The following is a 19,957-nucleotide window of genomic DNA, read 5'->3' as shown; positions in this document are numbered from 1 at the left end:
CGTCCTCACCGTCCTGCGGCGAGATCGAAGACGATCCGGCCCTTGACCTGGCCGCGCAGCACGTCGTCGATGGACTCGTTGACGCTCGCGAGCGGCCGGGTCTCGTAACTGACCCGGGTGCGGCCGGCCGCGTGCAGCTGGAAGACCTCGGCCAGATCCTGCCTGGTACCGACGATGGAGCCGATGACGGAGGTGCCGTTCAGAACGGTGTCGAAGATCGGGACCTGGATCGTGCCGTGCGCGGGCAGGGCCACCATGACGAGCTTTCCGCCGCGCCGCAGCCCGGAGTTGACGGCGGCGAAGGCCTGCTCGTTCACGGCGAGCGCGATGGCCGCATGGGCGCCGCCGTGCCGCCGGAGCACCTCGCCCGGGTCGTCCTTGCGGGCGTCGATGACTAGGTCGGCGCCGAGTTCCGCGGCGAGTTCGAGCTTCTCGTCGGTGACGTCGATCGCGGCGACGGTCGCCCCGGCGATCTTCGCGTACTGCACGGCCAGATGCCCGAGCCCGCCGATGCCCGAGATGGCCACGAGCTGCGCGGGCCTGACCTCCGCGACCTTGAGCGCCTTGTACGTCGTGACGCCGGCGCAGGTCAGCGGGGCGGCCTCGAAGGCGCTGATCCCGTCGGGCACCGGCTGGGCGAAGTCCGCCCAGGCGAGCATCTTCTCGGCGTATCCGCCGTCGCAGCCGTACCCGGTGTTGATCTGCTGCTCGCACAGCGTCTCCCAGCCGGACAGACAGTGCTCGCACCGCCCGCAGGTCCTCCCCAGCCAGGGCACGGCGACCCGCTGCCCGAGGGCGAGGTGGGTGACGCCGTCGCCGAGTTTCTCGACGAGACCGACGCCCTCGTGGCCGGGGACGAACGGAGGCTTCGGCCTCACCGGCCAGTCTCCGTGGGCGGCGTGGATGTCGGTGTGGCACAGCCCGGAGGCCTCGACACGGACCCGGACCTGACCGGGGCCGGGCTCGGGATCGGGGCGCTCCTCGATGACCAGGGGCTCGCCGAAGGCTCGTACGACTGCTGCCTTCATGGTTTCTGGGCTCCTCGGGGCAGGTCAGCCGTGTGCGACGACGGCGACGGGGGCGGCGGAGTGGTGCAGCACGGCGTGCGTGACGGGGCCGATGTGGGCGCCGAGCGGGCTGCGGCGGATGTGCCGGCCCACGACGACCAGGGAGGCCTCGCGGGAGGCGTCCGCCAGGTGGAGGGCGGCCGTTCCGTACAGGGACTCCTCGGTGACCTCGACGGCGGGGAACTTCTGCCGCCACGGGCGCAGGACGTCGGTGACGGCGGTGGCCTGCTGCGCGGCCAGCGCGTCGTGGAGTTCGAGGTCGGGGGAGAGGCCGTAGGCGTAGTACGGCGGCGGGTTCCAGCCGTGGACGACCCGCAGGGAGGTGGCGCGGTGGCTGGCCGCCTCGAAGGCGAACTCGACGACCGCGGGGTCGGGGTCGTCGGTGGCCAGACCCAGGACCACGGGCCGGAACGGGGCCGCGGCGGACGGGATGCCCGCCGGGTCCATCAGGTGCTCGTCCGCGGCCTGTTCGCCGGCGCGGACCAGGACCACGGGCCGCTCGGCGCGCGCCACGACGGCCTGGCCGACCGAGCCCACCAGGAAACCGCCGAGCCCGCTCAGTCCGCGGGAGCCCAGGACGAGCAGTGCGGCATCCTTCGCCACGCCGGACAGCACGTCGGCGGGCCGCCCGGAGAGGTGCTCGGCGGTGATCTCGACACCGGGGTGCCGCAGCCGGAGGCCCTCGGCGGACTCGCGCGGGACGCGCTCGCTCCAGTGCTGCTGCGTCTCGGCACCGAGAAGCGGTGCCTGCGCCATGGGCACCGGTACGGGCTCCCGGACGTGGACGATCTTCAGCGGCAGGTCGCGCAACTCGGCCTCGCGGGCCGCCCATTCTGCGGCGGCCCGGCTCTCGGGCGAGCCGTCGAGGCCCACGGTGACGGTGCGGGGCATGGTCTCCACCTCCTGAATCGGGGTTCCGATTCCAGCGTTGTGTCGAACGGAGTCGTCGTGCAGGGGCCACAGGTACCCGGCAGGGGGCCGATCGGCCCTATGTACCCGTGGCGCGGCGTCCCCCGCGAAGGAGGCACGCCGCGTCCCCCGCGGTCAGCGCAGCCAGCTGTTGGTGCGCACGAGCGGCAGCCTGGCCCAGAGCTTCCCGATGCCCCAGGTGTCGCCGGCGGAGGCCAGCGCGAGGGCGATCAGGGCGACCGCGTAGATCAGGTGGTAGTCGACGAACGGGTTCGGCGACATGCTCGGCGACCCGTCGGAGAGGTGCTGGGCGGGCGGCCACTCGGCGATCCACATCAGCGTCATCATCGCGGTGCCCGCGACGGCCGCGAGCCGTAGCGCGAAGCCGCCGACCAGAGCCAGCCCGATGCCCAGCAGACCGGCCATGAACAGCCAGTTCGCCCAGGTGGCACCGGCCCAGGAGTGGAAGGTGGACTCCATCGGCCCGGCGGCGACGGAGCCGAGGAAGCCCTCGGTCGGCGAGCCGCCGTCGACCCAGCCCCTGCCGGAGGGCGTGGCGTAGCCGAACCCGAAGGTCTTGTCGAGGAAGGCCCACAGGAAGACGAACCCGGTGAGCAGGCGCAGTGACGCGAAGGCGTGGGCCCGCGCGGTGTGCGTGCCGGTGCGTGCCGACACGGCCGGCTCGGCGGCGACGGTCCCGTTCCCGCGGTACGACGGCAGGTGGAACCCCGGGCTTCGGTGAGAGGGCTGGTGCACGGCCATGGTGGTGATCCCTTCGGGGACTCGGCGCTGGTCCTGTCGTTGTCCGACACGACTCACTCTTCTCGCCCGGGGCGGGCTCCGCCGGATGCCGAAGGTCCGTGACCGTGGGGCTGAACGGCCCCTGTCGCAGGGCCTGTCGGGCCACCGGGAACGATCAGCACCGGGCAGTGCGCCCGGTGCATCAACGTACGGGCCACGAAACCGAGTTGGCGTCCACGGCCACCCAGGTCAGGTCGGCATCCGACCACGACGAGGTCGGCCGTGCGCGTGGCCTCCAGCAGCGTCCGCGTCGAGGAGGGGGCGGCGCCCTCGGTCTCCAGGTCGACGAGGGGATGCCGCTCGCGCGGTTCGACCAGCACGTCGCCGTCCGGGAGGTGCCACGTGATCCCCCCGCTCCGGCGGTGCGCGACCGGTGGTGGGGCCAGGTACCGATGCGCCGAGGACCGGAGGATCCGCAGTCCGGCGTTGCGGAGTTCCGCTTCCTGGATGGCGTACACAGCCGTGTCCGCGTCGTTCTCGGCGTCGAGGACGAGCAGCACCTCGTTGTGCAGGTGGGGCGGAGAGTCGCCCCGTACGACGAGCAGCGGGCCGTGGGCGTGCGCGGCCAGGCGCCGGCTCACCGAGCCGAACAGCGTGCCGGCGAACCCGCCGAGGCTCCGACAGCCGACGACGGTCAGCGCGGCCCCTCGTCCGCGTTCCGCGAGCACGGCCGCCGAGTGTCCCTCGACGGGGACGGTGACGACCGGCAGGCGCGGATGACGGTGGCCGACCCGCGAGGCGGCGGACGCCAGCACCGGGCCGGCCTCGTCGAGGTCGGGCACGGCATACACGATCTCCAGAGCGGTGGCGTGCAGGGCCGCCTCGTCGGCGGCCAGGTCCAGTGCCCGTACGGCGATGACGGAGCCGTCCACCCCGACGATGACGTGACGCGTGGTCATGACTCTTTCCTCCCTGGGCCGTTGACGCTGAAGCACCGTCACGGCGCCGGTTCAGTCGTGCGGGACGACGGCCACGGGGCAGCCGACGTGGTGCAGCACCGCGTGAGTGACGGCGCCGATGTGCGGGCCGGGCCGACGGCCCCGTGTCCGGCGCCCCACGACAACGAGGGAGGCTCCGGCTGCCGCGCCCACCAGTGCGGTGGCGGCCCGTCCTTCGGAGACCGTCTCGACCACGGAGACCCCCGGGAACTTCTCGCACCACGGGAGCAGCGTCGCGACCACGGCGCGTTCCCGCGCCGCGAGCAGCTCCGGCCCGGACACCGGACCTCGTGGGGTACCGAAGGCGTGGACCACGTGCAGGGTGGCGCCGCGGCGCCGAGCGGACTCGAAGGCGAACTCGATCGGTTCGTCGCAGGGGCGCCGGGTGTCCAGGCCGAGGACGACATCGCGATACGGGGTCTCGGGTACCTCCTCGGGCGAGACGCCGTCCAGGGCGGAGAAGTGCTCGGCGGCGGCGCTCCCGCCCGCCCGGACGAGCACCAGGGGGCGGGAGGACCCGGCGACGACCCGCTGGGACACCGAGCCGACCATGAATCCCGCGACGGGGCCGAGACCGCGTGACCCGAGCACCAGCAGCTCCGTGTCCCGGGCCGCCGTGAGAAGGGCGGCTGCCGCGGAGCCGGACACCAGTCGCTCGACGACCCGCAGCCCGGGGTGCGCGGCCCGGATGCTGCCCGCCGCCCGGTCCAGGATCTGTTCGGCCCACTCGTGCCCGGTCCGGTCCGCGGGGACGGAGGGTGCGGGGCGCGGATGCCGCTGCCATGCGTGTACGAGGTACAGCGAGGCGCCGCGGCGCAGCGCTTCCCGGGCCGCCCAGTGCGCGGCGGCGAGGCTCTCGGGGGATCCGTCGACTCCCGTGATGACGTGCCGAACCATGGTGGGCACCTCCTGTGTCCGGGCCTGCCCGGTCTCCCACCGAGCCTCGTCCACGAACACCCCTGCGCCCAGGGGCCGTACAGGGCACATCGTGGGCCCGAGTGGGGCCGGTCGGCCCTGGTGCATCCGGTCCCGGCGCGTGATGATCGTCCTCACGGACAGCCGGCAGTCCGTCAGCCGCCGGGGACCAGGGGGTCGTCATGACCGAGGCACGCACCTTCACGGAGCAGAACCCGATCAGGGTCTTCCTGCTGGACGACCACGAGGTCGTACGACGAGGCCTGTCCGACCTCCTGGACGCGGAACCGGACATCTCCGTGGTCGGCGACGCCGAGAACGTCGAACACGCGCTCGTGCGCGGACCGGCCCTGCGCCCGGACGTCGCCGTCCTGGACGTACGTCTGCCCGACGGCGACGGGATCACCGTCTGCCGTGAACTGCGCAGCCAGATGCCGGAGCTGGCCGTTCTCATGCTGACCTCGTTCGACGACGAGGAGGCCCTGCTCGACGCGATCATGGCCGGTGCCTCGGGCTATGTGCTGAAACAGATCAAGGGGTCCGACCTCGTCTCGGCGGTGCGTACCGTCGCCTCCGGGCAGTCCATGCTCGACGCCGCGACCACCGCCCGCCTGATGGCCTCCCTGCGGGCGGACCCCGCCGACGCACCGGCAGTCGCTCCCGAACTGGCGAGTCTGTCGCCGCGCGAACGCGACATCCTCGCCCTCATCGGGGACGGGCTGACCAACCGTGAGATCGGCAAAAGGCTCTACCTCTCCGAGAAGACCGTCAAGAACCACATCTCCCGTCTGCTGGCCAAGCTGGGCGTCCAGCGCCGTGTGCAGGCCGCGGTTCTCGCCTCCAACCTCGAACAGCCCGAGTCCGGTGAGCGCCCCGCGAGGTGACGCGTATACGGGCCGTCCGGCGCCGCAGAAGGCCGTACGGCCCCTCCTCCCGCCCCTCCCGGCGACCGCACGCTGGGAGCGGTCGCCGAAGAGCCCGGCCGAGTCATCGGCTCAGGGCGGTGAGGAGTTCCCCCATGAGGTCTGCGACTCTCGACGTCCCGACCCTGGAGACGCTCGTCTCCGCGGCCGTGGCCGCCCCCTCGATCCACAACACCCAGCCCTGGCGCTTCCGGCTCGACCCGGCCACCGTCACGCTGGAGATCCGCGCCGCCGCGGACCGCGGGCTGCGCCACACCGACCCGACCGGGCGCGCCCTGCACCTCTCCGTCGGCTGCGCGCTCCTCAACCTGCGGGTGGCGGTGGCGCACTTCGGCTGGGAACCGGTGACCCGCCTCCTGGCCAGGCCCGACCAGCCGGACCTGCTCGCCACCGTACGACTCGGCGGCCCCGTCAGGACCTCCTCGCCCCCGCGCCTGTACGACGCCCTGTGGCGCAGGCACAGCAGCCGCTTCCCCTTCTCGGAGCGGCCGTTGCCCGCTGCCGTGCTCACCGAACTCGCCGAGGCCGCCCACACCGAGGGCGCTCGGCTGGACCGTCCCTCGCCGAGCGAGACCGACCGCCTGCTGCGGATCATCAGGGAGGCGGAGCACCGCAACACCGCCGACCCCGACAGGGCCACGGAAAGCCGCCGCTGGGTGCGCGAGCCGAACCCCGAAGCCCTCGGCATGCCGCCGAAGACGCTGGGACCGCGGGACTTCCGGGAACAGGTACCGATGCGTGACTTCGGCGCCCAACGGCACCCTGCCCTGCCGGCGGCCCGCCCGTTCGAGAAACGGCCGACGATCGCCGTACTCTCCACCGCACACGACCGGCGGACCGACTGGCTGCGCGCAGGCCAGGCACTCGAACGGGTCCTGCTCGAAGCCACCGCCCACGGTGTGCGGGCGTCCCTGCTGCACCAGGCGCTGGAATGGCCGGACCTGCGCGAACAGCTCGTACCGCCGCCGAGCGACCGGCGCGGTCACGCACAGATGGTGGTCCGCCTGGGATACGGCCCGGAGGGACCCTCCTCCCCGCGTCGCCCAGCTCGGCAGACGCTCGGTGACGGTGGCTCCTCAGCCGCCCGCTGAGCCCGTCGGCACGCGCCACACCAGCTGGGTACCGCCGCCGCCCGGTCGTTCACCGAGCGTCAGCGCGCCACCGAGCCCACGGGCTCGTTCCTCGAGGTTCTTCAGTCCGCTGCGCGCGACCCCGTCGGGCACTCCGCAGCCGTCGTCCCGTACCGTCAGCGCCAACTCTCCACCGGCGCATCGCAGATGGACGTCCACCGAACGCGCCCCGGAGTGCCGGGCCGCGTTGCTGAGCGCCTCCCCGAGCACCGCGAGCGCATGGTCCGCGACGTCGCCGGGGACATCGGTGTCGACAAGACCCTCGATCCGCAGTGCGGGAGCGAAGCCGAGCGAGGTGGCGGAGGCCTTCACGGCCTCGGACACCCGAGCACGCAGACCGCTGTCCTCCTTGGCCCCACCGCCCCGTGTACGCAGCCCGAAGATGGTGGACCGAATGATCTTGATGGTGTCGTCCAGGTCGTCGACCGTGCGCGACAGCCGTTCCACGGCCTCGGGGTGGTCCACGAAGCGCTGGGTGCTCTGCAGGGTCATACCGGCCGCGAAGAGCCGCTGGATCGCCAGGTCGTGGAGATCGCGCGCGATCCGGTCACGGTCCTGAAGCAGCGCGATCTGCTCCGCCTCCCGGCGCCGCTCGGCGAGTTCCAGCGCGAGCGCCGCCTGGCCGGCGAAGCCGAGCAACGGCCCGGTGTCGTCGTCGGAGAACGGTGTACGGCCGGCCAGACGCCCCAGCAGCAACACCCCGCGGGCCTTGCCGCCGGCCCCGAGCGGCACCACGACCACGGGGCCGAGCCCGGCCCACTGCGACTCCCGCTCGCCGGTGCGGGCGTCCTGCTGGATATCGGCGCTGACCACCGGCTCCGCCGTGGTGAGGACGGCGGCGACGAACCCCTCCTGGGCCGGGAAGACCAGCCCGCTGCGCCGCTCCGCGTCCGCCCCGACCGCGAGCACCGGCCGCAGCTCCTCCGCCCCGGACACGTACTCCGCGATCATCCCGACGTCGGCCGAGGCGATCTCCCGGGCCTGCTCGACGATCAGCTCCAGCACCTCGGCACTGGGAGCGCCCGACAGCAGCGTGCTCGTGACCTCCGCACTCGCCCGCATCCAGCGTTCACGCAGCCGGGTCTCCTCGTACAGCCGCGCGTTCTCGATCGCCACGCCGGCCGCCACGGCGAGTGTGGACAGCACGGCCTCGTCCTCGGCCTCGAACTCCTCGGCACCGCGCTTCTCGGTGAGGTAGATGTTCCCGAACACCCTGTCGCGCACCCGGATGGGCACCCCCAGGAAGGAGCGCATCGGCGGGTGATGGGCCGGGAAGCCGTACGAGGACGGGTGATCCGACAGTTCCGGCAGCCGCAGCGGTGAGGGATGCCGGATCAGCTCGCCGAGGAGGCCGTGGCCGCTGGGCAGGTCACCGATCTCCGCGCGCCGCTCCTCGCCGATGCCCACGGTCAGGAACTCGGACAGCCGGCTGTCGTCGCCGATCACACCCAGCGCCCCGTACTCGGCGTCCACCAGCACGACGGCGGCCTCGACGATGCGGCGCAGCACCTGCGGCAGATCCAGCTCGCGCCCGATGGACAGCACCGCCTCCAGCAGGCTGTGCACCCGGTCCTGCGTCCCGCGAGCCGCGTCGATCCGTGACTGCAACTCGTCGAGCAGTTCGTCCAGCCGCAGCTTGGGCACATGCTGCCCGGAGCCTCCGGTTCCTTCCCCGCTCATTGCTTCCTCCGGCCGACTCGCGCAGACAGGAGTGCGGCGCAACCGGCAGCCCTCCGCTCCCAACCGTACTGGCTGGGGGCCTGCCGGCGACATCGCCGGCCGCTCCGGCCCTGAGGCCGGACCAGCCCAACATGCCTTGCTCGCCAGCAACTTGGCGGACCCGGTTCCCGCCCCGCACGACCCGAGCCGATCACCAGATCCGGTCACCCCCTACCGACTCCTTACCGTCGACATCGGCCAGGAGCCAGGGGCGCGTGCGAGACTCCGCCGAATGACCTCGCAGACGATCACCGCGGACGCCGCGGGCACCTGGAAACTCGGCGATCTCACCGTCAACCGGCTCGGGTTCGGAGCCATGCGGCTCACCGGCAGCGCGGCCTTCCATCTCGGCACGCCCAGCGATCGCGAACGGTCGCTGGCCGTGCTGCGGAAGGCCGTCGAACTCGGCGTCAACCACATCGACACCGCCGCCTTCTACTTCTCCGCCCTGCGCTCCGCCAACGAACTGATCAACAGCGCGCTGGCGCCGTACCCGGACGATCTCGTCATCGTCACCAAGGTCGGCCCGTACCGCGACTACTCGGGGGAGTGGGGCACCTCCGCCCGCCCCGACCAACTGCGCGGACACGTCGAGGAGAACCTGCGTCAGCTCGGGCGCGACCACCTCGACGTGGTCAACCTGCGGCGGACACGGCAGGACTCCATCGCCGAGCACTTCGGCGCGCTCGCCGAACTGCGCGAGGCCGGCCTGATCCGTCACCTCGGGATCTCCGGGGTCGAGCCCCGACACCTTGCCGAGGCGCGGGCGATCGCCCCGGTGGTGTGCGTGCAGAACCGGTTCGCGCTGGACCTGCCCGACCCCGAGGGCGACGAACTCCTGCGGCTGTGCGGAGAGTTCGGCATCGCCTTCGTGCCCTTCTTCGCCGTCGCGGGCGGTGGGGGACCCCGGGGCGCCACCGACACCCACGACGACGCGGTGCTCGGCGTCGCCCGCGCGCACGGCGTGAGCCCCGCCCAGGTCAGGATCGCGTGGAGCCTGCACCAGGGGGCGCATGTGCTCGCCATCCCGGGCACGGGCGACCCGGAGCACGTCGTGGACAACGTGGCGGCGGGCGGACTGCGGCTGACGGAGGACGAGTTGGCCCGACTCGACGCCTCACATCGCCCGTAATCGCCCCCAAACCCCCCTTCCCGGCCGGTGGTTACTCGTGTGTAAGAGCTTTACGTGAAACCCCGGCCGGGCCTCCCGGCAGCGTGGATCTTGTCGGTACGGTCCTGCCTTGTGTGCACCGGGCGGACTCCAACGCCCGGTCTACGCGCGCAGATTCGGTACCCGCACCGCCTTCCCCCACATCCCCCCACCCATGGAGGAACGCCAGATGTACGCCATCACCGGGACCCGGCACAGACTCGCCTCGGCCCTCGCCGTGCTCGGTCTGATCGCCACCGGCGTCGCTGTCCAGGCCACCGCCACCGCGACCACCGCCCACGCGGCCACCACCCACCGCGTCCTCTTCGACAACGCTCACGCCGAGACGGCAGGCAACGCCGACTGGATCATCTCCACCAGCCAGCCCAACCCGCTCTCCCAGGACTCCGCCCCCTCCGACGAGACCGACTGGACCGGCGCGCTCTCCTCCTGGGGTGTCGCCCTCCAGCAGACCGGCGACTACAGCCTGAAGACGCTGCCCTCGGGCTCCAGCCTCGCCTACGGCGGCTCCACGGCGACCGACCTGTCGAACTTCGACACCCTCGTACTGCCCGAGCCCAACACGCTGTTCACCACCGCCGAGAAGACCGCCATCATGAAGTTCGTCCAGAACGGCGGCGGCCTCTTCATGATCTCCGACCACACCGGGGCCGACCGCAACAACGACGGCGAGGACGCGGTCGAGATCCTCAACGACCTGATGACCAACAACAGCGTCGACTCCGACGACCCGTTCGGCTTCTCCATCGACGCGAAGAGCATCAGCTCCGGCTACCCGGCCGCGATCAGCGACAGCACGAACCCCGTCCTGCACGGCAGCTTCGGCACGGTCACCAAGAGCCTCATCGCCAGCGGTACGACGGCCACCCTCACGCCCTCCGACAACTCCTCCGTCAAGGGCCTGCTCTATCGCTCCGGTTACTCCGGCAACACCGGCGCGTTCTTCCTGACCAGCACCTACGGCAGTGGCCGGATCGCCTTCTGGGGCGACAGCTCCCCGATCGACGACGGCACCGGCCAGTCCGGCAACACGCTGTACGACGGCTGGAACGACACCGGCGCCACCAACGCCCCACTCGCCCTCAACGCCACGGCCTGGCTCGCGGGCGCGAGCGGCTGACCCGACAGACCAGTACACGCGACAGACCAGTAACAGGGGGCGGGTCCGGGAACACCCCGGGCCCGCCCATCGCCGTCCGGGAGCCAGCGCTCAGCGCACCCGCTCCCGCAGGAACGGCACCGTGCTCTCCCACGCCCGCGCCGCCGACTCCGCGTCGTACACCGGGCGGGAGTCGTTGAAGAAGGCGTGGTCCGCCGGGTAGACGCGCAGATCCGCGGTGATACCCGCCTGCTCCTTGATGGCCTCGCGCAGCGGGTCCAGGCTCTCCACCGGGATGCTCGCGTCGAGTTCGCCGTAGTGGCCCAGCACCTCGGCCTTCAGACCGGAGAAGTCGGGCAGCTCGCCCTGGATCACACCGTAGAACGGCACCGCGGCGCTGACGCGCGGGTCGGCCGCTGCCTGGTAGAGCACGAAGCCGCCGCCCATGCAGAAACCGACCGAACCGACCGTTTCCGAGGTGACCTCGGGCCGGGCCAGCAGGTAGTCGACCGCGCCGGTGAGGAGTTCGACGCCCTTCGGCACCGGCAGGGCCCGCAGCATGCGCAGCGCCTCCTCGCTCTCGTGCGCCACATTGCCGCCGTAGAGGTCGGGAGCGAGGGCGACGAAGCCCTCCTGCGCGAGCCGGTCGGTGACGTCCGCTATGTGGTCGTTGAGGCCCCACCACTCCTGGATGACGATGACACCGGGCCCGCTGCCGGACGGCGGCAGCGCCAGATAGCCGTGCGCGGTGGTGTCAGCGCTGGGAAACGTCACGTTCTGGCGGGACGGGTATCCGGTCGGCTTCGGCAGCTCGGACATGGCACTCAACTCCTGGAAGGGCAGCGCTCGGTGGGGGTGCGCCGCAGCCGTCGGACTCCGACGCGATCTCCACCTTGCCACGCGTGGGTTCGGCTCCTGATCCCGGCCCCGGTATCGCGGGCAGCAGCGCCCCGCGCACTCCGGTCCCGTCGTCACGCAGCACCCCGCGCACCCCGGTCCCGTCGCCGCGCAACACCTCCGCGCACGCGTCCGGTGCGAAGCGCGTCACCGCGTACGCCGCCAGACCCAGCCACCACGCGGCGAACAACCAGCCGCCGACGACGTCCGAGAACCAGTGGACGCCCAGATAGACCCGGGTCAGCCCGACCAGCACGCCCCAGCAGCCGACCGCTGCGGCGATCGCGTACCGCCCGCGCGGGGCCCGTATCCACACGGCCAGGACGAGCAGTCCGGCGGTGACGGCCGATGTGGTGGTGTGGCCGGAGGGGAACGACCAGTGGCCGGCGTCCGTCGCCCAGTGCGTCATGGCGGGCCGGGGCCGGGAAAGCAGCGTCATTACCGAGAACCGCACCGCCTGTGCGGCGACCAGACAGACCAGACAGGCGGCGGCCGCCAGGATCCGCTGCCGCGGGCTCCGGCCGAGCAGGTAACCGGCGAGGGCGACCAGGGCGTACGGAACGAAGCCCGACCCGGTGTGGGTCACCATCCGGGCGAGGGTGACGACGGCCTCCGGGCGGTGCGCGAGCGACCACTCCAGCAGATACCGGTCGCCGAACAGCGTGCCGCCGCCCTGGACCATGACCGTGACGGCGAGCAGCGCGAGCAGCACAAACGCGACCAGGCTCCCCAGTGCTGGGGAGCCCGCCCTTGCGACAGCCTGCTCACGGTTCACATCTGCTCGACGATCACGCCCCGGCGATCGTTCCCGGAACGTCACGGACGCGGACGAGATCACTCGTGCGGGTGCGGAGATGACACACCCTGGGTGTTACGTATAACCTCACCCGTCAACCGCACGTGATCCGCAGGTCAGCCGGACAGTCGGGTGCACCCGCGCCTGCCCCCGGACCCGCGCCCGCACCCCGCCCGCCCCGAGAGGCCGAGGAGAGCCGATGAGACGCATCGCACTTGTCACCCTCGTCGTGGACGACTACGACGAGGCGATCCGCTTCTACACCGACGCCCTCGGTTTCCGGGTCGCCGAGGACACCCCGCGCCCCGACGGCTCCCGCTGGGTGGTCGTCGAGCCCGGCAGCGCAGGGTCGGGCACCGGCCTGCTGCTCGCCCGGGCCAAGGACGAGGACCAACGCGCCCGCATCGGCGACCAGACCGGCGGACGCGTGGGCTTCTTCCTGCACACCGACGACTTCACCCGCGACCACGCCCGGATGAGCGCCGCAGGCGTGACCTTCCTGGAGGAGCCGCGCCACGAACCGTACGGCTCGGTCGCCGTCTTCCAGGACCTGTACGGCAACCGCTGGGACCTCCTCCAGCCGGCCCGCGACTGACCCGCAGCGACACCGCCCCACCCCACCGCACCACCACCTGCCGAGGAACACCGCACATGACCGCGTCCCACGTCGACACCGACACCCTCCGCCGCCTCCCCAAGGCCGTGCTGCACGACCACCTCGACGGAGGCCTGCGCCCCGCCACCCTGGTCGAGCTGGCCGCCGAGGTCGGCCACACCCTGCCCACCACCGACCCGGACGAGCTGGCCGCCTGGTACTACGAGGCCGCCAACTCCGGTGACCTGGTGCGCTACATAGCCACCTTCGAGCACACCCTCGCCGTGATGCAGACCCGCGAGGGCCTGCTGCGTACCGCCGAGGAATACGTGCTCGACCTCGCCGAGGACGGCGTCGTCTACGCCGAGGTGCGCTACGCCCCCGAGCTGAACGTGAACGGCGGCCTGACCCTCCCCGAGGTCGTCGAGACCGTCCAGGAGGGCCTGGCGGCCGGTATGGCGAAGGCCGCCGCCGCGGGTACCCCGGTGCGGGTCGGAACGCTGCTGTGCGGGATGCGCATGTTCGACCGTGTGCGGGAGGCCGCCGACCTGGCCGTGGCCTTCCGGGACGCCGGTGTCGTCGGTTTCGACATCGCGGGTGCCGAGGACGGCTTCCCGCCTGCCGACCACCTCGCCGCCTTCGAACACCTGCGCGGCGAGAGCGTGCCGTTCACCATCCACGCCGGTGAGGCCCACGGACTGCCCAGCATCCACCAAGCACTCCAGGTCTGCGGCGCCCAGCGCATCGGCCACGGCGTCCGGATCACCGAGGACATCGTCGACGGCAAGCTCGGCCGCCTCGCGGGCTGGGTGCGCGACCGCCGGATCGCCCTGGAGATGTGCCCGACCTCGAACCTCCAGACCGGCGCGGCCACCTCGATCGCCGAGCACCCCATCACGGCCCTGAAGGACCTGGGCTTCCGCGTCACCCTCAACACCGACAACCGGCTGGTCTCCGGCACGACGATGACCCGCGAGATGTCCCTGCTGGTCGAGGAGGCCGGCTGGACGGTCGAGGATCTGCGCACGGTCACCGTCAACGCGGTCAAGAGCGCGTTCATCCCGTTCGACGAGCGCAACGCCCTCATCGAGGACGTGGTGCTCCCCGGCTACGCGCTCTGAATCAGTCCCCGCAGATAGGCGGCCTGGCCGACGTGCTGAAGATCGTCGGCCAGGACACTGACGAGCCGTACGCCGAGCGTGACCGGCGGGTCCCAGTTCTCGTCGACGATGTGCTCCAGGTCCCCGGAGGTCAGACCGTGCAGGGATGCCAGGGTCTGGGCGTGCACGGCGTCGTAGTAGCCGGTCAGCAGCTCGGGGGAGTCGACCCGCACCTTGGCGACCTGCGCCGAGGTGTGGCCGTACCCGATGTCGCGGGGCTTCAGGCCGAGGTCGAACCGCTTCTCCCAGTCCTGGGTAAGCCACACCTGGTCGAGACCGAAGGCACCGGCCACATGGTCGTCCTGGACCCGGGTGAGGTGCCAGATCAGCCAGGCGATGGAGTTGGCGTCGGGGCCGGGGCGATGGTTGAGGTCGTCGGGGCCCAGGCCCTCGACGGCGGCGTGGACTTCTTCCTGGATGCGGGTGTACGCGTCGATGAGGATGTCCTGTGCATGCATGGGGTCCAGCCTCCCGCATTCCGGTCCGTCATGCCCCCTCGGTTTCCGGCCCGGTCTCCAGAAGGGCCATGAGCGCCCGCGCCGCGGGACTGGTGGCCTCCGAGGCGGGAAGCAGGGCGACCGTCTCGTACACGGTCTCGCCGGTGCCCTTGACCGGGAGCGCGGTCAGCGACTCGCGCTTGTGCCGGAAGTGCCGGGGTACGACGGCCACCCCGAGGTTCTCGTCCACGAGGTCGAGCAGGCTGTGCACGTCGTTGACCTCCAGGGCGACCGTCCGGCGCACGCCCGCCTCGGCGAAGGCGGCGTCGGTGGTGCGGCGCGGTCCCCAGTCCGGGTGGAAGTCGACGAACACCTCGCCGCCCAGGTCCTCCGGGGTCACGGCGGCGCCGATCGCCGCGAGCCGGTGACTCGGATGGCACAGCATGGTCATCGGCTCGCTGCTCAGCGGTACGGCACGCAACTGGTCGGTCCCCTCCCGCGTCCCGCGGACGGCGAAGGCCAGGTCCAGCCGCCCGGCGGCCACCTCCTCCGCCAGCGCGCCTGAGCCCGCCTGCCGCAGAGAGATCTCCACGTCCGGATGCTGCCGCCGGAACGCGGCGAGGAGGCCCGCCACATGCACCCCGGCGATGCACTGCTCGGAGCCCAGCGCGAGCATCCCGCGTAGCACCCCCTGCACCGCGGCCACCGCCTCGTGGGCCGACCGCACCTGGGCGAGGATCCGCTCGGCCTCGCCGAGCAGCGCACGCCCCGCCGGGGTGAGCGTCACCCGGCGGGTGGTACGCACGAACAGCGGGGTCTGCAGCTCCCGCTCCAGCGCGCGGATCGACGCCGAAAGGCCCGACTGCGACACCATCAGGCGCTCGGCGGCCCGGGTGAAGTGCTGGTCCTCGGCTACCGCGACGAAGTGCTGAAGTTGGCGTAGCTCCATGATTGAGAAGCCTATCCGCTGAATTCCATCCGATTCTCCTGTTGGACCACTGCCCGCTCCCGGGGGAAGAGTAGGAACAGCAGAGATCACATCCGCCGTGCCAACCCCTCTGGAGTCGCGTTGTACACCGCACACACCGACCGTTACGCGGACATGCCCTACCGGCGCACCGGACGCAGCGGTCTGAAGCTCCCCGCGCTGTCGCTCGGCCTGTGGCACAACTTCGGACCCGACCGTCCCGTCGACACCCAGCGGGCCATCCTGCGCCGTGCCTTCGACCTCGGCGTCACCCACTTCGACCTGGCCAACAACTACGGCCCGCCGCCCGGCGCCGCCGAGTCCGCCCTGGGTGAGGCGCTCAAGGCCGACTTCGCCCCGTACCGCGACGAACTCGTGATCTCCACCAAGGCCGGCTATCTGATGTGGCCGGGCCCGTACGGCGAATGGGGCTCGCGGAAGTACCTGCTGTCCTCGCTCGACCAGAGCCTGACCCGCATGGGCCTGGACTACGTCGATATCTTCTACTCGCACCGCCCCGACCCGGAGACTCCGCTGGAGGAGACGATGGGCGCCCTGCACACGGCCGTCCAGCAGGGCAAGGCGCTTTACGTCGGCATCTCCAACTACTCCGCCGAGCAGACCCGCGAGGCCGCCCGCATCCTGGGCGAGCTGGGCACCCCGCTCCTCATCCACCAGCCGCGCTACTCGATGCTCGACCGCCGTCCCGAGGACGAGGGCCTGCTGGACGCGCTGGACGAGCTGCAGGTCGGCTCCATCGTCTTCTCCCCGCTGGAGCAGGGCCTGCTCACCGGCCGCTACCTCAACGGCATCCCGGCGGACTCCAGGGCGGCGAGCGACAGCCCCTTCCTGAACTCCGACCGGATCACCGAGGACCTCGTACAGCAGCTGCGCGCCCTCGACGACATCGCCAAGTCCCGTGGCCAGAGCCTCGCCCAGCTGGCCCTGGCCTGGGTGCTGCGCGGCGGTCGGGTCACCTCGGCCCTGGTCGGCGCGAGCAGCCCGCAGCAGCTGGAGGACAGCGTCGCGGCCATCGGCAACCTGGAATTCTCCGACGAGGAGCTGGCGCGAATCGATGCGGTGATCAAGGCCTGATCCTTTGCCTGATCATTTCTCGCTCCGATATGAACGGAACCGCCCGACCGGCCGTACTGTCCCGATGACGCCTCTTCCCGGTCGCCGGGATCAAGGAATCTGACGGATTCCGGCCAGGTCAGGCGGGTGCAGCCCCAGGTGGCGGGCTTTTGCACGGTACGGCTGTGAATTGCCTGTCCGCCTCGGCGGCCTTTTCGCTGGTGGTCATCGCGCCCTCGATTCCCAGTGGTCTTCGCTCCAGAAACCACTGGGAATCCGAGCATCGATCGCGACTCCCGCGCTCCTCCGGAATCCCCGTAGATCCACCGACGGTAAAAGAGACCGTCCCGTCGGATTCTGGTCCATACCTGCCAGGAATATGCCAGACGAATGCCTGGAGACTGGCCGGAAAGGCGTGGTGACAGAGTGTCAATAGTGAAGATACTCAACTGGTAGAACACCGCACGACCGAGTGAGCCGCAGGGAAAGCGAGGCAGGGCCGGCAGTCGATCGGGGGAAAGACCGTGCACGACGAGTTCCTTTGCCATGTCACGGCGTACGGCGTCTGTGCGGGCCGGCGAATAGGCGTACCGCTGGGTACGTATCGCGCGCCCACCCTGGCGCTGGCCCTGTGGTGGTTACGGGACCGGGCGAACTGGATCGCTGAACGGCTCGATCCGCAGCCCGAGGAGCAGTACTTCCCCCCGAACTCGCTCGTCCCGGTCGCCGCCACCGTGCCCGACGTCCCCGGTCTGCTGCGCGCCTGGAGCATGGACCAGTACCAACAGGAACTGGTCGCCGACGAGTTGGCGGCCGGCCGGCTCGTCCGGATCGCCACGTACGACGAGACCACCGAGTACGAACTGCTCGCCGAGTCCGTCGACGCCCTGCGGATGCAGCGGACCACCCCGGCGCTGGTCGTCCCGGTCGCCTAGGTTCCGGGACTTCGGAGCCACTGGAGCTGCCCAGGCGTATATACGGACGAATCGCTAGAATTCTGGGCATGGCAGACCGGTCGATCGCGCCGCCTGCGCCCGAACTCGTCCTGGAGACGGAGGCGGGCTCCACGCTGATGAGCCCGGGCCACGACTACCACGTCGGACGCGACCCGCTCAGCGAGATCGTCATCGACGACGCCCGGGTCTCCTGGCACCACGCGGTGCTGCGACCCGAGGACGGCCACTGGACGGTCGAGGACGAGAACAGCACGAACGGCACGTACGCCGACGGTCTGCGCGTCCATGAACGGGACATCGGCCCCGGCAGCGTCCTGCACTTCGGCAGCCCCGCCGACGGACCGCGCGCCGTCCTCGTCAGCCCGCCCCCGCCGGCCCGTGAACGCCCCTCGGCGGTCTCCATGCCCGGCCTGACCGGCACTTTCCGCCGGCCGACCACCGTCCGGCCGCTGTCCGCCCGTACCGTCCGCATCGGCCGCGCCGCCGACAACGACCTGGTCGTCGACGACCTCCTCGTCTCCCGTCGGCACGCCGAACTGCGCGCCCACCCGGACGGGACGTACGAGATCGTCGACCTGGGCAGCCACAACGGCACCTTTCTCAACGGCGGGCCCGTCGACCGGGGGATCGTCGCGCCCGGTGACATCGTCGGCGTCGGCCACTCCGCGTTCTGCCTCGTCGGCGACCAGCTCCAGGAGTACGTCGACACCGGCGAGGTCTCCCTCGACGTCCAGGATCTGACCGTCGCCGTCGACCACGGCCGCAAGACCCTCCTTGAGGGCGTGTCCTTCCCGGTGGGGGAGAAGTGCCTGCTCGCGGTCGTCGGACCCAGCGGCGCGGGCAAGTCCACCCTCCTCAACGCCCTGACCGGCCAGCGCCCCGCCGACCACGGCACGGTCCTGTACGACGGGCGCGACCTCTACCGCGACTACGCCGAACTGCGCCAGCGCATCGGCCTGGTCCCGCAGGACGACATCCTGCACGCCCAGCTGACCGTGCGCGGAGCCCTCACCTACGCCGCCGAACTGCGCTTCCCGCAGGACACCGCGAAGGCGGAGCGACGTGCCCGCGTCGACGAGGTGGTGCGCGAACTCGGCCTGGAACAGCGGGTCGAGCAGCCCGTGCACAGCCTCTCCGGCGGCCAGCGCAAGCGGGTCAGCGTGGCCCTGGAGCTGCTCACCAAGCCGTCGCTGCTCTTCCTCGACGAACCGACCTCGGGCCTCGACCCCGGGATGGACCGCTCGGTGATGCACATGCTGCGCGGCCTCGCCGACGACGGCCGGACCGTCATCGTCGTCACCCACAGCGTGCTCAGCCTCGACGTCTGCGACCGCCTGCTGGTGATGGCTCCCGGCGGCAAGGTCGCCTACTACGGGCCGCCCGAGGACACCCTCGCCTTCTTCGGGTACGAGCAGTGGCCCGAGGCGTTCGAGGCCTTCGAGCGCGACCGGGAACGGGACTGGGCGGGGGACTACCGCGCCTCGCCGTTCCACCGGCAGTACATCGTCAACTCGACCTCACAGCCCCGGCTGCCGAACCCGGGCCCGGTCGCCGCCACCCCGCACCCGCCCAAACCGCAGAGCTGGGGCGCTCAGTTGGGCACCCTGGTCCGCCGCTACACGGCCGCGCTGAGCGCCGACCGCACCTTCCTCGCCATCATGATCGCGCTGCCGTTCGTGATGGGCGCGATGGCCCGGGCGCTGGCGGGCGGCAAGCTGGACCGGGAGACGGCGATGAACGCGCTGCTCATCCTGTGCGTCGGTGGCGTCCTGACGGGGGCGGCCAACGCCGTGCGTGAACTGGTGAAAGAACGGGTGATCTACCAGCGCGAACGGGCCGTCGGCCTGTCCAGATCGGCGTACCTGATGTCGAAGGTCGTCGTCCTCGGGACGATCACCGTCGCCCAGGCCGTCGTACTGACGCTGGTCGCCCTGCTCGGCGTCGACCTCAACGCACCCGGCGGCGAAGGGGTGTTGATGCCACCCCTGGTGGAGATCACGGTCGCCGTCGCGCTGCTCTCCTTCACGGCGATGATGCTCGGGCTGCTGGTCTCGGCGCTGGTCCGCAAGGAAGAGGTGACGATGCCGCTGCTCGTGCTGCTGGCCATCGTCCAGGTCGTGTTCTGCGGGGCCCTGCTCAAACTCGACGGAGTCCCCGGTATCGAGCAGCTGTCCTGGCTGGTGCCCTCGCGATGGGCGCTCGGCGCGATGGCGGGCACGATCGGGCTGTCCCGGATCATCCCCGGGGAGCTGACCGGCGACCCGCTGTTCGAACACTCGGCCGGGGTCTGGCTGCTCAACACGGGCATGCTGCTCGTGCTCTCGGTGGTCTTCGGGTACCTGGTACTCCGGCTGCTGCGGCGGCACGAACCGGCTGTCATGCGGAAGTAGAAGGGGGTGGGTG

18 protein-coding genes and 1 pseudogene are annotated in these 19,957 nt (G+C 71.3%); 9 read left to right on the top strand and 10 right to left on the bottom strand.

Features of this window, described 5'->3' with window-relative positions:
- Positions 1-5 precede the first annotated feature (5 nt).
- The 5 genes from ACFYXF_RS02265 to ACFYXF_RS02245 all read right to left on the bottom strand — a co-directional run bounded on the left by ACFYXF_RS02265 (position 6) and on the right by ACFYXF_RS02245 (position 4,612).
- A complete protein-coding gene (locus ACFYXF_RS02265; protein WP_389347208.1) occupies positions 6-1,028 on the bottom strand; it encodes a zinc-dependent alcohol dehydrogenase in 1,023 nt (340 codons plus the stop codon).
- Between the two features lie 24 nt (positions 1,029-1,052).
- Positions 1,053-1,958, bottom strand: a complete 906-nt coding sequence (locus tag ACFYXF_RS02260) for a universal stress protein (protein WP_389347206.1) — start codon at positions 1,956-1,958, stop codon at positions 1,053-1,055.
- A 153-nt stretch (positions 1,959-2,111) separates the two neighbouring features.
- Positions 2,112-2,738, bottom strand: a complete 627-nt coding sequence (locus ACFYXF_RS02255) for a hypothetical protein (RefSeq protein WP_389347204.1) — start codon at positions 2,736-2,738, stop codon at positions 2,112-2,114.
- A 53-nt stretch (positions 2,739-2,791) separates the two neighbouring features.
- Complete coding sequence (locus tag ACFYXF_RS02250; protein ID WP_389347202.1) at positions 2,792-3,676, bottom strand: universal stress protein; 885 nt, start codon at positions 3,674-3,676, stop codon at positions 2,792-2,794.
- Positions 3,677-3,727: 51 nt separating this feature from the next.
- The gene (locus tag ACFYXF_RS02245; RefSeq protein ID WP_389348449.1) at positions 3,728-4,612 is read right to left on the bottom strand and encodes a universal stress protein; all 885 of its coding nucleotides are present in this window, start codon (positions 4,610-4,612) and stop codon (positions 3,728-3,730) included.
- A 200-nt stretch (positions 4,613-4,812) separates the two neighbouring features.
- On the opposite strand from ACFYXF_RS02245, the gene ACFYXF_RS02240 reads away from it, so the two are divergent.
- Complete coding sequence (locus ACFYXF_RS02240; RefSeq protein ID WP_389347200.1) at positions 4,813-5,514, top strand: response regulator; 702 nt, start codon at positions 4,813-4,815, stop codon at positions 5,512-5,514.
- A gap of 134 nt (positions 5,515-5,648) precedes the next feature.
- Complete coding sequence (locus ACFYXF_RS02235; protein ID WP_389347198.1) at positions 5,649-6,644, top strand: Acg family FMN-binding oxidoreductase; 996 nt, start codon at positions 5,649-5,651, stop codon at positions 6,642-6,644.
- On the opposite strand, the gene ACFYXF_RS02230 is transcribed toward ACFYXF_RS02235, so the two are convergent.
- Positions 6,630-8,363 carry a GAF domain-containing protein gene (locus ACFYXF_RS02230; protein ID WP_389347196.1) on the bottom strand — a complete coding sequence of 578 codons (1,734 nt, stop codon included), beginning with the start codon at positions 8,361-8,363 and terminating at the stop codon, positions 6,630-6,632. The genes ACFYXF_RS02235 and ACFYXF_RS02230 overlap by 15 nt on opposite strands.
- Positions 8,364-8,634: 271 nt before the next feature.
- On the opposite strand from ACFYXF_RS02230, the gene ACFYXF_RS02225 reads away from it, so the two are divergent.
- Both ACFYXF_RS02225 and ACFYXF_RS02220 read left to right on the top strand, forming a co-directional pair.
- Positions 8,635-9,534: an aldo/keto reductase gene (locus tag ACFYXF_RS02225; protein ID WP_389347193.1), complete on the top strand. Its 900-nt coding sequence runs from the start codon at positions 8,635-8,637 to the stop codon at positions 9,532-9,534.
- A gap of 208 nt (positions 9,535-9,742) precedes the next feature.
- A pseudogene (locus ACFYXF_RS02220) lies at positions 9,743-10,690 on the top strand (hydrolase); the annotation flags it as partial.
- 93 nt (positions 10,691-10,783) lie between these two features.
- On the opposite strand, the gene ACFYXF_RS02215 reads toward ACFYXF_RS02220, so the two are convergent.
- Both ACFYXF_RS02215 and ACFYXF_RS02210 read right to left on the bottom strand, forming a co-directional pair.
- On the bottom strand, positions 10,784-11,491 hold the full coding sequence (locus tag ACFYXF_RS02215; RefSeq protein ID WP_389347191.1) for a dienelactone hydrolase family protein: 708 nt from the start codon (positions 11,489-11,491) through the stop codon (positions 10,784-10,786).
- The gene (locus ACFYXF_RS02210) at positions 11,427-12,344 is read right to left on the bottom strand and encodes a phosphatase PAP2 family protein (RefSeq protein ID WP_389347188.1); all 918 of its coding nucleotides are present in this window, start codon (positions 12,342-12,344) and stop codon (positions 11,427-11,429) included. The genes ACFYXF_RS02215 and ACFYXF_RS02210 overlap by 65 nt, the downstream gene beginning before the upstream one ends.
- A 220-nt stretch (positions 12,345-12,564) precedes the next feature.
- Here ACFYXF_RS02210 and ACFYXF_RS02205 point away from each other — a divergent pair, with 220 nt between their 5' ends.
- Together ACFYXF_RS02205 and ACFYXF_RS02200 are read left to right on the top strand one after the other, a co-directional pair.
- On the top strand, positions 12,565-12,960 hold the full coding sequence (locus ACFYXF_RS02205) for a VOC family protein (protein ID WP_389347186.1): 396 nt from the start codon (positions 12,565-12,567) through the stop codon (positions 12,958-12,960).
- A 56-nt stretch (positions 12,961-13,016) separates the two neighbouring features.
- Entirely contained in the window at positions 13,017-14,081 is a 1,065-nt protein-coding gene (locus ACFYXF_RS02200; RefSeq protein WP_389347184.1) for an adenosine deaminase, read from the top strand.
- Here ACFYXF_RS02200 and ACFYXF_RS02195 read toward each other — a convergent pair.
- Positions 14,069-14,578, bottom strand: coding sequence for a DinB family protein (locus ACFYXF_RS02195; RefSeq protein ID WP_389347182.1), 510 nt, complete (start codon positions 14,576-14,578; stop codon positions 14,069-14,071). The genes ACFYXF_RS02200 and ACFYXF_RS02195 overlap by 13 nt on opposite strands.
- A gap of 28 nt (positions 14,579-14,606) precedes the next feature.
- The gene (locus ACFYXF_RS02190) at positions 14,607-15,506 is read right to left on the bottom strand and encodes a LysR substrate-binding domain-containing protein (RefSeq protein WP_389347180.1); all 900 of its coding nucleotides are present in this window, start codon (positions 15,504-15,506) and stop codon (positions 14,607-14,609) included.
- A gap of 120 nt (positions 15,507-15,626) precedes the next feature.
- On the opposite strand from ACFYXF_RS02190, the gene mgrA reads away from it, so the two are divergent.
- The 3 genes from mgrA (at position 15,627) to ACFYXF_RS02175 (ending at position 19,944) form a co-directional block, all read left to right on the top strand.
- Complete coding sequence (gene mgrA, locus ACFYXF_RS02185; RefSeq protein ID WP_369031623.1) at positions 15,627-16,619, top strand: L-glyceraldehyde 3-phosphate reductase; 993 nt, start codon at positions 15,627-15,629, stop codon at positions 16,617-16,619.
- Between the two features lie 503 nt (positions 16,620-17,122).
- Positions 17,123-17,533, top strand: coding sequence for a hypothetical protein (locus tag ACFYXF_RS02180; protein ID WP_389347177.1), 411 nt, complete (start codon positions 17,123-17,125; stop codon positions 17,531-17,533).
- A 68-nt stretch (positions 17,534-17,601) separates the two neighbouring features.
- Positions 17,602-19,944 (top strand): FHA domain-containing protein, encoded by a 2,343-nt coding sequence (locus ACFYXF_RS02175; RefSeq protein WP_389347175.1) that lies wholly within the window; start codon positions 17,602-17,604, stop codon positions 19,942-19,944.
- The last annotated feature ends 13 nt before the right edge of the window (positions 19,945-19,957 follow it).

This window comes from Streptomyces sp. NPDC002680, from assembly GCF_042889145.1.
Lineage (GTDB): Bacteria > Actinomycetota > Actinomycetes > Streptomycetales > Streptomycetaceae > Streptomyces > Streptomyces adonidis.
Note: the sequence above shows the minus strand (reverse complement) of the source record. Positions and strands in the feature narration are given on the sequence as shown.

Coding starts and splice junctions, on each gene's coding strand:
- ACFYXF_RS02265 (WP_389347208.1), bottom strand. CDS start 1,028: ATGAAGGCAGCAGTCGTACGAGCCTTCGGCGAGCCCCTGGTCATCGAG.
- ACFYXF_RS02260 (WP_389347206.1), bottom strand. CDS start 1,958: ATGCCCCGCACCGTCACCGTGGGCCTCGACGGCTCGCCCGAGAGCCGG.
- ACFYXF_RS02255 (WP_389347204.1), bottom strand. CDS start 2,738: ATGGCCGTGCACCAGCCCTCTCACCGAAGCCCGGGGTTCCACCTGCCG.
- ACFYXF_RS02250 (WP_389347202.1), bottom strand. CDS start 3,676: ATGACCACGCGTCACGTCATCGTCGGGGTGGACGGCTCCGTCATCGCC.
- ACFYXF_RS02245 (WP_389348449.1), bottom strand. CDS start 4,612: ATGGTTCGGCACGTCATCACGGGAGTCGACGGATCCCCCGAGAGCCTC.
- ACFYXF_RS02240 (WP_389347200.1), top strand. CDS start 4,813: ATGACCGAGGCACGCACCTTCACGGAGCAGAACCCGATCAGGGTCTTC.
- ACFYXF_RS02235 (WP_389347198.1), top strand. CDS start 5,649: ATGAGGTCTGCGACTCTCGACGTCCCGACCCTGGAGACGCTCGTCTCC.
- ACFYXF_RS02230 (WP_389347196.1), bottom strand. CDS start 8,363: ATGAGCGGGGAAGGAACCGGAGGCTCCGGGCAGCATGTGCCCAAGCTG.
- ACFYXF_RS02225 (WP_389347193.1), top strand. CDS start 8,635: ATGACCTCGCAGACGATCACCGCGGACGCCGCGGGCACCTGGAAACTC.
- ACFYXF_RS02215 (WP_389347191.1), bottom strand. CDS start 11,491: ATGTCCGAGCTGCCGAAGCCGACCGGATACCCGTCCCGCCAGAACGTG.
- ACFYXF_RS02205 (WP_389347186.1), top strand. CDS start 12,565: ATGAGACGCATCGCACTTGTCACCCTCGTCGTGGACGACTACGACGAG.
- ACFYXF_RS02200 (WP_389347184.1), top strand. CDS start 13,017: ATGACCGCGTCCCACGTCGACACCGACACCCTCCGCCGCCTCCCCAAG.
- ACFYXF_RS02195 (WP_389347182.1), bottom strand. CDS start 14,578: ATGCATGCACAGGACATCCTCATCGACGCGTACACCCGCATCCAGGAA.
- ACFYXF_RS02190 (WP_389347180.1), bottom strand. CDS start 15,506: ATGGAGCTACGCCAACTTCAGCACTTCGTCGCGGTAGCCGAGGACCAG.
- ACFYXF_RS02175 (WP_389347175.1), top strand. CDS start 17,602: ATGGCAGACCGGTCGATCGCGCCGCCTGCGCCCGAACTCGTCCTGGAG.